The 10,779-nt window shown below is 67.8% G+C and carries 9 protein-coding genes; 6 read left to right on the forward strand and 3 right to left on the reverse strand.

All coding sequences use genetic code 11. The features are described 5' to 3' along the window. Positions 1-242: 242 nt before the first annotated feature. Complete coding sequence (gene gap / locus HOQ08_RS14055) at positions 243-1,244, reverse strand: type I glyceraldehyde-3-phosphate dehydrogenase (RefSeq protein WP_291196162.1); 1,002 nt, start codon at positions 1,242-1,244, stop codon at positions 243-245. A gap of 187 nt (positions 1,245-1,431) precedes the next feature. Between gap and HOQ08_RS14060 the strand changes: the two genes are divergently transcribed. The 5 genes from HOQ08_RS14060 to HOQ08_RS14080 all read left to right on the forward strand — a co-directional run bounded on the left by HOQ08_RS14060 (position 1,432) and on the right by HOQ08_RS14080 (position 6,471). Next, complete coding sequence (locus tag HOQ08_RS14060) at positions 1,432-2,292, forward strand: MBL fold metallo-hydrolase (protein WP_291196165.1); 861 nt, start codon at positions 1,432-1,434, stop codon at positions 2,290-2,292. Between the two features lie 48 nt (positions 2,293-2,340). After that, entirely contained in the window at positions 2,341-3,132 is a 792-nt protein-coding gene (locus HOQ08_RS14065; RefSeq protein ID WP_291196184.1) for a S1/P1 nuclease, read from the forward strand. Between the two features lie 84 nt (positions 3,133-3,216). Further along, positions 3,217-4,689, forward strand: coding sequence for a pyruvate kinase (gene pyk, locus HOQ08_RS14070; protein ID WP_291196166.1), 1,473 nt, complete (start codon positions 3,217-3,219; stop codon positions 4,687-4,689). A 222-nt stretch (positions 4,690-4,911) separates the two neighbouring features. Beyond that, positions 4,912-5,343, forward strand: a complete 432-nt coding sequence (locus tag HOQ08_RS14075; RefSeq protein ID WP_291196169.1) for an energy transducer TonB — start codon at positions 4,912-4,914, stop codon at positions 5,341-5,343. A 123-nt stretch (positions 5,344-5,466) separates the two neighbouring features. Further along, positions 5,467-6,471 (forward strand): class I fructose-bisphosphate aldolase, encoded by a 1,005-nt coding sequence (locus tag HOQ08_RS14080; protein WP_291196172.1) that lies wholly within the window; start codon positions 5,467-5,469, stop codon positions 6,469-6,471. 594 nt (positions 6,472-7,065) lie between these two features. Here the strand turns inward: HOQ08_RS14080 and HOQ08_RS14085 are convergent. Continuing rightward, the gene (locus HOQ08_RS14085; RefSeq protein WP_291196175.1) at positions 7,066-7,659 is read right to left on the reverse strand and encodes a porin family protein; all 594 of its coding nucleotides are present in this window, start codon (positions 7,657-7,659) and stop codon (positions 7,066-7,068) included. A 199-nt stretch (positions 7,660-7,858) separates the two neighbouring features. Continuing rightward, positions 7,859-8,653: a porin family protein gene (locus HOQ08_RS14090; protein ID WP_291196178.1), complete on the reverse strand. Its 795-nt coding sequence runs from the start codon at positions 8,651-8,653 to the stop codon at positions 7,859-7,861. 239 nt (positions 8,654-8,892) lie between these two features. Here HOQ08_RS14090 and tkt point away from each other — a divergent pair. Then, the coding region (gene tkt, locus HOQ08_RS14095; RefSeq protein ID WP_291196181.1) for a transketolase at positions 8,893-10,779 on the forward strand (1,887 nt) is incomplete at its 3' end.

Below are 10,779 nucleotides of genomic sequence, written 5' to 3' on the forward strand. Positions count from 1 at the left end.
GGACACACGGTCACCAGCAGGGCGGCACCCAGGGCCAGGGCTGCCCATTTATTGAGAATGGCTATCATTGCCCTAGTATAGGCGGTAACGGCGCCGCAGGTGAAAGGCGTGTCGGGATGCCGCAGCGTTGCCCGTCGCAGGGCGCATCAGAACGCTCCCTCGGCTGCAAGAAAAAGGCCGGGACCTTGAACAGGCCCGGCCTTCCAGCGCATCGGTTTCCGTGAGGGAAGCCGGCTGGTGCCTTACTTCGCCACCACCCGCACCATTTCCAGACACTTGTTCGAGTAGCCCCACTCGTTGTCGTACCAGCTGACCAGCTTGACGAAGGTGGGATCGAGCGCGATGCCGGCGTCGGCATCGAAGATCGACGTGCGCGCGTCGCCGCGGAAGTCGGTGGCGACCACCTTCTCTTCGGTGTAGCCCAGGATGCCCTTGAGCGCGCCCTCGGACTGCGCCTTCATCTCCGCGCAGATCTCGGCGTAGGTGGCCGGCTTCTCGAGCTCGACGGTGAGGTCGACCACGGACACGTCCGAGGTCGGCACGCGGAAGGACATGCCGGTGAGCTTCTTGTTGAGCTCGGGGATCACAACGCCTACGGCCTTGGCCGCGCCGGTCGAGGACGGGATGATGTTCTCCAGGATGCCCCGGCCGCCGCGCCAGTCCTTGTTGCTCGGGCCGTCGACGGTCTTCTGCGTGGCGGTGGCGGCATGCACGGTGGTCATCAGGCCGCGCTTGATGCCCCACTTGTCGTTGAGCACCTTGGCGATCGGCGCCAGGCAGTTGGTGGTGCACGATGCGTTCGAGATGATCGTCTCGCCGGCGTACTTCTGATGATTCACGCCGTAGACGAACATCGGCGTGTCGTCCTTGGACGGCGCCGACTGGATCACCTTCCTCGCGCCCGCGTCGATATGCTTCTGGCAGGTTTCCTTGGTCAGGAACAGGCCGGTGGATTCGATCACGACGTCCGCCTTCACCTCGTCCCACTTCAGGTTCGCCGGGTCACGCTCCTGGGTCAGGCGGATGCGCTTGCCGTTGACCACCAGGTGGCCGCCTTCGATGGAGACCTCGCCCTTGAAGCGGCCGTGCACCGAGTCGTAGCGCAGCATGTACGCCAGGTAATCGGGCTCCAGCAGATCGTTGATCGCGACGATCTCGATGTCCTGAGCGAAATTCTGCACGGCGGCGCGCAGCACGTTGCGACCGATGCGGCCGAAGCCGTTGATGGCGACCTTGATGGCCATGGGCGTTGCTTCCTCTGGTTCGATGAAGGCGGCTGGCGGCCATACGGGGCTGCCAAAGGCCCCCATTTTAGCCTGAACCCGCGTGCGGCTCGCGGCATGGCGATAGCTGCCCAGGCACGTATCGCAGCCCGCGTGCGGGTGACGGCATGCGAGGATGACGGCAGGAAAGGCATTGCTGGAACCCGCCATGCAAGCGCACGTCACGCCGTTCTTCCACGCCACCACCTCGACCTGGACCTACCTGGTGCGCGACCCGTCCACCGGCGAGGCGGCGATCGTCGATCCGGTGCTCGACTTCGACCCGCCCGGCGGCGAGGTGAGTCATGCCAGCGCGGCGCGAGTGCTGGCGGCAGCCGCACGCGAGGGCGCGCACGTGCGCTGGATCCTGGAAACCCACGCGCACGCCGATCACCTTTCCGCCGCCCACTGGCTTAAGGAACGCACGTGCGCGAGCACTGCGATCGGCGCCGGCATCGAGCAGGTGCAGGCGACCTTCCGCGAGAAGCTGGGCCTGGACGATGCCGAACCCCACCTCGATGGCCGCGCATTCGACCGCCTGCTGCACGATGGCGACGAACTGCCGCTGGGGCAGCTTGCCATCCGCGTCGTGGCCACGCCGGGGCACACGTCCGACAGCATGAGCTACCTGATCGGCGATGCGGTGTTCGTCGGCGACACGCTGTTCTCGCCGGCCGCCGGTTCGGCGCGCTGCGATTTTCCCGGTGGCGATGCGCATGCACTGTTCCGTTCGGTGTGGCGCATCTATGGCCTGCCGGCGGCACGCATGTTCCTGGCGCACGACTACCCGCCGGAGGGCGAGGCGCCGCGCGCCGAGGTGCCGATCGCCGAGCAGCGCGCGCGCAACAGCCACATCCGCGAAGGGACGGACGAGGAGGCGTTCGTCGCCATGCGTCAGCAGCGCGATGCCGCACTGCCGCCACCGCGCCTGCTGTGGCCTGCGTTGCAGGTGAACATCCGCGGTGGCCGCCTGCCGCCGCCGGAGGCCAACGGCCAGCGCTACTTCAAGCTTCCCTTGCGGATCGGGTGAGCGTGGCATGGCAAACTCGCCCGCTGTTCCGACTGCGTCCTTGCCATGATGAACCTGCGCCGCTGCGCCGTTTTCCTGCTCGCCTGCCTGCTCCTGGCTCCCGATGCCGATGCCTGGGGTCCCGATGGCCACCGCATCGTGGCCGAGCTGGCGCAACGCCACCTGAGTCCCGCCGCCGAGGCGCAGGTCGAGCGCCTGCTCGCGCCCGAGCACACGAGCCGGCTGGCCGACGTTGCCACCTGGGCCGACGACATCCAGGACGATCCCGCGCAGCAGTCGCTGTGGAAGGCGACCCGCAGCCAGCACTACGTCAATTTCCGCGACAGCCAGTGCCACTACGACCCGCCACGCGACTGCCCGGACGGCCGCTGCGTGGTCGGCGCGCTGGATCACTATGCGGCCGTGCTGGGCGATCCCGGGCAGAGCGACGAGGCCCGCCGTGAGGCGCTCAAGTTCGTCGTGCATTTCGTCGGCGACGTGCACCAGCCGCTGCATGCGGGCTATCGCGACGACAAGGGTGGCAACACCTACCAGGTGCAGTTCCAGGGCAAGGGCAGCAACCTGCACCGGGTCTGGGACTCGGGGCTGCTGCACACCCGCGCCCTGGCATGGCAGGACTACGCGCGGCAGTTGGACGCAGGCGGACTCGCCGGGCCGCCGCCCGTCCAGGGCGCACCGTATGCGTGGGCCGAGGAATCCTGCCGGATCAGCCGCGGCATCTATCCGGACGGCCATGCGATCGGTGCCGCCTACGTCGGGGCCGAGCTTCCGCTGGCCGAGCGGCGCCTGCGCGAGGCGGGCCGGCGCCTGGCCAAGCTGCTCAACCTCGCGCTCGGCTGAGGCGTGCGCGACGGCCGTCGCAGCTCCGGCTGCATACGATTGCACGCCGACCGCGCCATCACCGGCATCTGCTAGCCTGCCGGCATGAACCCCGAAAACCACCTGCGCCGCACCAAGATCGTCGCCACCCTGGGCCCCGCCACCGACTCGCCGGGCATGCTCGCGCGACTCATCGCCGAAGGCGTGGACGTGGTCCGCCTGAACCTCTCCCACGGCCAGCCGCAGGACCATCGCGTCCGTGCCATGGCGGTGCGCGACGCCGCCGCGGCGGTCGGGCGCGAGGTCGGCATCCTGGCCGACCTGCAGGGCCCGAAGATCCGCATCGAGAAGTTCGCCAACGGGCCGATCGAACTGCAGCCGGGCGATCCGTTCGTGCTCGACTGCTCGCCCGGCGCCCCGCCCGGCGACCGTTCCCGCGTCGGCGTGAGCTACCACGACCTGCCGCACGACGTGGTCGCCGGCGACGTGCTGCTGCTCGACGATGGCCTGGTCGCCCTGCGCGTGGTCGGGGTCGACGGCGCGCAGGTGCGTTGCGAGGTGCTGATCGGCGGCCGGCTTTCCGACCGCAAGGGACTCAACCGCCAGGGCGGCGGACTGTCGGTGTCGGCGCTGTCGGACAAGGACCGCGCCGACATCAAGCTGGCCGCCGAGATCGGCGCCGATTTCCTCGCCGTATCGTTCGTGCGCTCGGCCGAGGACATGGAAACCGCGCGCCGCCTGCTGCGCGAGGCCGACGGCCACGGTGCGCTGGTGGCCAAGATCGAGCGCGCCGACGCCATTCCGGTGCTGGGCGAGATCATCGACGCCTCCGACGCGGTGATGGTGGCGCGCGGCGACCTGGGCGTGGAGATCGGCGACGCCGAGCTGCCCGGCCTGCAGAAGAAGATCATCCGCGAGGCGGTGGCGCGCAACCGCGCCGTGATCACCGCCACGCAGATGCTGCAGTCGATGGTGACCGCGCCGATCCCGACGCGCGCCGAAGTGCTCGACGTCGCCAACGCGGTGATCGACGGCACCGACGCGGTGATGCTTTCGCAGGAAACCGCCGCCGGCGCGCACCCGGACGTGGCGGTGGCGGCGATGCGCCGCATCTGCCTGGGCGCCGAACGCCAGTTCGAGCCGAAGGAAGACCTGACCGCCGCCACCCACCGACTGGACCGCGCGGACCAGGCGATCGCGCTGGCCGCGATGGTGCTGGCCGGCCAGCTCGGCGTGCGCGCGCTGATCGCCCTGACCGAATCGGGCGCCACCGCGCAGTGGCTCTCGCGCTACCGCAGCGCGGTGCCGATCTACGCGCTCTCGCCCAGCGCCGACTCGCGCCGCCGCATGTTGCTGCTGCGCGACGTGCAGCCGGTGGCGTTCGACCAGGTCAGCCAGAGTTCGGCGGCCAACGCTCGCGAGGCCGTGCGCCAGCTGTTCGCGCTGGGCAAGCTCGGCGAAGGCGACCGCGTGGTGCTCACGCAGGGCGACCGGGTCGGCGCCGGCGGCGGCACCAACACGCTCAAGCTGCTGCTGGTCGGTGCCGAGGGCATCGTCGAGAGCCTGCGCGACCTGTAAGTACGGCTCTTTGCGTTCGCCTCCTCTCCCCTCCAGGGAGAGGATCGAGGTGAGGGGCGGGTGCTCGCGGGGAGCCCAACCGAGGCTTTGCTTGCCTCCATCAAGACTTTCACAAGATTGACCCCTCACCCCGCCCCTCTCCCCGGAGGGGAGAGGGGGCCGAAAGGCCCGCCCGTAACGGCGGCGGCGCTACACTGCGACCCCCACGCCCAGGAGGTTGCCATGAATCCGACCGTCCGCCGTCTCGCCCTTGCGGCGCTGCTTGCCATCGGTCTGCCCGCCATGGCGCAATCGACGAACAAGGTCGATCCGCGGCATCTGTACGAGCACTGGATCCTGCTCAACCACAAGGTCGACATCGACGTGCCCAACAGCGCCCGCGGCATCACCCAGCCCGGCTGCGCGTCGGTCAGCTACATGATCGGTTCCGATGGCGTGCCGCGCGACCTGAAGGTCGAGAAGGTGGTGCCCCAGGGTGACTTCGGCCAGATCGCGATGAGTGCGGTGTCCGATTTTCGCTACGGCCCCTCGTTGTCCAACAAGAATCACGACCCGGTATCCACTTACTACACCGTACCCTTCAACGCGCCATCCGATGCGGCAGGCCAGCAAAAGGTGATGGCGCCCTGCCGCCTTCCCGGCTACGAAAGCTGACTGTCTCGCAGGCGTCACGACGGCCCAGGCGCATGCCGTTATAATCGGCGGTTCTTTGACCGGCCGCCGATGGCGGCTGGCATTCCATCGCGGTACCCCCGCCTCGTCTCGACGGAGTCGTTCATGAGCATCGAAGATCTTGAAAGCATCGCCCAGGCGATGGTCGCGCCCGGCAAGGGCATCATCGCGATCGACGAATCGACCAACACGATCAAGAAGCGCTTCGAGGCCGTCGGCATCGAGAACAGCGAAGAGAACCGCCGCGCCTACCGCGAACTGCTGCTGACCGCGCCGGGCCTTTCCGAGCACATTTCCGGTGCGATCCTCTACGACGAGACGATCCGCCAGAAGACCAGGGACGGCGTTCCGTTCACCGACGTAATGAAGAAGAACGGCATCATTCCGGGCATCAAGGTCGACAAGGGCCCGGTGCCGCTGGCCGGCTTTCCGGGCGACGTGGTCACCGAGGGCCTGGACGGCCTGCGCGATCGCCTGGCCGAGTACGTCAAGCTGGGCGCGCAGTTCGCCAAGTGGCGCGCGGTGATCAACATCTCCGAGGACAATCCGAGTTCCACGGCGATCGAGGCCAACTGCCACGCGCTGGCCCGCTACGCTGCGCTGTGCCAGGAAGCCGGGCTGGTGCCGATGGTCGAGCCGGAAGTGATCATGGATGGCGACCACAGCATCGAGGTCAGCTATGAAGTGCACGAGGCGGTGCTGCGCAGCCTGTTCAACGCGCTGTACGAGCAGAACGTCATGCTCGAGGGCACCATCCTGAAGGTGAGCATGGTCATCCCCGGCAAGGACTGCGACGAGCAGGCCGAGGCCGAGGAAGTGGCCGAGGCCACCGTGCGGGTTCTCAAGAGCACCGTGCCGGCCTCGCTGCCGGGCATCGTGTTCCTCTCCGGTGGCCAGACCGACGAGCAGTCGACCGCGCACCTCAACGCCATGAACCGCATCGGCCCGCATCCGTGGCCGCTGTCCTTCTCCTACGGCCGCGCCATGCAGCAGGCGGCGCTCAAGCTGTGGTCCAAGGACATGAAGGGCAACTACGCCGAGGCGCAGAAGACCGTCGCCGCGCGTGCCCGCGAGAACGGCCTGGCCGCGCTGGGGCAGTGGAACGGCTGAGCCGCCAGACAAGGTCGTGCTGGGAGGGCGCCGCAAGGCGCCCTTTCTCTTTGCACGCGGGCACTGACTACTCTTTCGCTCTCGTGCGGGTCTCCAGGGAGAGCTGTGCCGGTGGTGGGCGGGCTCGTCCGGTGCGTGCTTCGTCCCCCTTCCTCGCTGCGCCGCACTCTTGCCTCGCCTTTCGGCGGCACCATGCTCCGCTCCTCTCCTCTTATGACGCGCGATGCTCTTGCCACCTCATTCCTTTGAGGAGACGGGCCGGCTCGCGGGGGCGATGCAGTTGTGCACGGGTGCGCTTTGCCCATCGTTCTTCCGTGGCGCTTCCGCGAGCCAGATCGCAGGATCGCTACATAAGAGCGATCGACAAAAGCGCATCCGCGCACAACCAAATCTCCGCGAGCACTCGGCCCTCGCCCAGCCCTCCCCCAAAGAGGAGAGGAAGCTAAGCGCACATCGGACGCATAAGCCCACTGCAGGCAAGCCAGTTCGCGGGAGCATGCGGGAGGGCTACGCAGGACCCAGGCAGCAAAAAGGGGCGCCCGACCGAGCGCCCCTCGCCATACATCGAACGGCGCATCCCTGCGCCGACACCCATCAGAACCGGTACTCGGCGCTGATCGACACCATGTCGGTGCTCAGGTCCACGTCCTTCTTCTTCGCATCGTAGTAGTCGTAGTTCAGGCCCACGCTCACGTTGTTGCTGAAGTCGTAGCCCACGCCCGCGCCGGCGTACCAGCTGGTGTCGTCAAGGCCCTTGCGGACCGGATTGACGCTGTTGTCCAGGCCGTGGCCCTTCCAGCTGTACAGGCCCGTGTGGGCGCCGACGTACCAGCTGGGCGCAAGGCTGAAGCGGCCGTTCACGCCGGCGGTCCAGCCATGCAGCTGCGAGCGGCCCTGTTCGATCACGTCGTTGCTGTTGAAGATGTTCTTGACGTGGATATTGCCCAGGTCGTTGTAGCCGGCTTCCACGCCCAGCGCCAACTGCGGAGCGACCGCCCAGCGGTAGCCGCCGCCGATCGCGTAGCCGGTGTCATGGCCGTTGTACGGGCCCTTGTCGATCGAGGTGCGGCCCACGTTGCCGTTGACGAACCAGCCGTCGTTGTGGATCGGCGCGCTCTGCGCAAACGCGGCGGGAACAGCCAGCAGGCCGGCGGAAGCGAAAGCAAGGGAAAGCAGCGTCTTCTTCATGGAGATTTCTCCTGTTGTTGTGGCGATCGCGGGGTTCGATCGCTTGCGCGCGCCCCAAAAGGGGGGAAGGGCGACGCGTGTTCCTTGGATGGGGCTGGTGGCCGAAAAATTCAATCGCCATGAATGCGTCGGTAATTTGCCGTTAAGCCGGGCGGCATGACGGCGGATGGACGTCTGGACGTCCATCCGCCTCGCTTCGTCAGAAGCGGTACTCGCCGGTCAGCGAAACGATGCTCGTCGAACGCTTCAGGCCGGTGATCCGCTCGCCCGTGGTCGGGTTGGTGTAGTGGCCGGCGTTGGCGTGGAAGTAGTCGTACTGCACGCCCACGCCGAAGTGCTCGTTGATGTCCCAGCCGGTGCCGAAGCCGCCGTACCAGCTGCCGCGGCCTGCGTGCTTGCCGTTGGAGAAGCCCAGCTGCTGGTTGAGCGTGTCGTAGTAGCGCTGGTTGTTGTCGTTGGCCCAGAACAGGCCGCCATGCGCGCCGATGTACCACTCCGGCGTCAGATTGATACGGCCGTTGACGCCCACCGTCCAGCCACGCAGCGCGTTGACGGTGTCGCGCTGGTTCACCGGGCTGGAGTTGAACACGTTGCGGACGCGGTAGTTGCCGAGGTCGGTGTAGCCGGCCTCGATGCCCAGGCCCAGGTCATGCCCGACCTTCCAGCGATAGCCGCCGGCCACGCCGTAGCCGGTACGGCGGCCGCGATGGCCGTTGAAGAAGTTGAAGGCGCTGGCGTTGCTGCCGAAACCGCCATCGCTGTTGCCGCTGGTGCGGCCCACGTTGGCGTCGATGAACCAGTTGCCGCTGCCCACCGGCTGGCTGGACTGGTAGTTGCCGCTGCCGTTGGAGGTATTGTCGGCAGCGGGCGCCGGTGCGGTGGTCGACGGCGGATTGGCGGGGGCAGTGTCCTGCGGTGCGGCGTCCTGCGCGAAGGCGGGGGCGGCCAACAGGCCCGCGGAACTCAAGGCAAGTGCGTACAGCGTGTTTTTCATGGGATCGTTCTCCTGATGTCAGGACCAGGCGCTCGGCGCGTGGGGAACGGGCCGGACGGGGCGCACGGGGCATGCGCATCGGGCATTGAACCCATCGGCGCCTGAAGTTCCGCGATATCCGACCCGTGACGATTAAGGCTGAATTAATCGGCACGCCGCGGCGACACAGGGCGATGACGCGACAGCAACCATGCGATCGGCGACAATTGGCGCTTTGCCGCTTGACCGGAGAAGCACCGATGACCACCCGCCGCGAACTCGCCAACGCCGTGCGCGCTCTCGCCATGGACGCCGTCGAGGCGGCCAAGTCCGGCCATCCGGGCATGCCGATGGGCATGGCCGACATTGCCGAGGTGCTGTGGAACGATTTCCTGCACCACAACCCGGCCAATCCGAAGTGGCCCAACCGCGACCGCTTCGTGCTTTCCAACGGCCACGGCTCGATGCTGCAGTACGCACTCCTGCACCTTTCCGGCTATGACCTGCCGATGGCCGAGCTCAAGCGCTTCCGCCAGCTGCATTCGAAGACCGCCGGCCATCCCGAGTACGGCCACACGCCGGGCGTGGAGACCACCACCGGTCCGCTGGGGCAGGGGCTGGCCAACGCCGTGGGCTTCGCCCTCGCCGAGAAGGTGCTGGCGGCACACTTCAACCGCTCCGGGCACACCGTCGTGGACCACCACACCTACGTGTTCCTGGGCGACGGCTGCCTGATGGAAGGCATCTCGCACGAGGCCGCCTCGCTCGCCGGCACCTGGGGCTTGGGCAAGCTCGTGGCCGTCTATGACGACAACGGCATTTCCATCGACGGCGAAGTCGAGGGCTGGTTCACCGACGACACGCCCCGGCGCTTCGAGGCTTACGGCTGGAACGTCATCCGTGGCGTCGACGGGCATAATGCCGCGGCGGTCAAGCGCGCGCTCGAGCAGGCCACCGCGCAGACCGGCAAGCCCACGCTGATCTGTGCCAAGACCATCATCGGCTTCGGTGCGCCGAACAAGCAGGGCAAGGAAGAAAGCCACGGTGCCGCGCTGGGCAAGGACGAGGTCGCCGCCGCGCGCGAGCGGCTCGGCTGGAACCATCCGCCGTTCGAGATCCCCACCGAGATCTACGCCGGCTGGGACGCCAAGACCAAGGGGGCCCAGCGCGAGCAGGCCTGGAACGATGCCCTCGACGCCTATGCCAAGGCGCATCCGGAACTGGCCGCCGAATTCAAGCGCCGGCTTGCCGGCGAGCTGCCGGCCGACTGGGCGGACAAGGCGCAGGCGTACATCGCCAAGCTGCAGTCCGAAGGCCCGGAAGTGGCCTCGCGCAAGGCCTCGCAGATGGCGCTGGACGCCTTCGGCCCGCTGCTGCCGGAGCTGATCGGCGGCTCGGCGGACCTCGCCGGTTCCAACCTCACCAAGTGGAAGGGCAGCAAGGACGCCGGCAACGGCGATGCCAGCGGCGGCCAGGGCAACTACGTCTACTACGGCGTGCGCGAGTTCGGCATGACCGCGATCAGCAACGGCCTGGCGCTGCACGGCGGCTTCATTCCCTACGACGCCACCTTCCTGGTGTTCTCCGACTACGCGCGCAACGCCGTGCGCATGAGCGCGCTGATCCCGGCGCACGCCATCCACGTCTACACGCACGACTCCATCGGCCTGGGCGAGGACGGCCCCACCCACCAGCCGGTCGAGCACCTCGCCAGCCTGCGCTACATCCCGAACAACCAGGTGTGGCGTCCTTGCGACGCGGTCGAGTCGGCAGTGGCCTGGAAGGCGGCGATCGAGCGCAAGGGCAATCCGGCGTGCCTGGTGTTCTCGCGGCAGAACCTCAAGCACCAGCAGCGCAGCGGGCAGCAGGTGGCCGCCATTGCGCGCGGCGCATACGTGCTGTCCGACCCGGCCGACACCCAGTTCAAGGCGATCCTGATCGCCACCGGCTCGGAGGTGGAGCTGGCGATGGAGGCGGCGCGCACGCTCGCCCAGCAGAACGTGCCGGTGCGCGTAGTGTCGATGCCCTGCACCGAGGTGTTCGACGAGCAGTCGCTGGAATACCGCGAAGGCATCCTGCCGTCCTGGTGCCGCGCGCGCGTGGCGGTGGAGGCGGCGACCACCGACTACTGGCGCAAGTACGTCGGC

This window comes from Frateuria sp., from assembly GCF_013362045.1.
GTDB lineage: Bacteria > Pseudomonadota > Gammaproteobacteria > Xanthomonadales > Rhodanobacteraceae > Frateuria_A.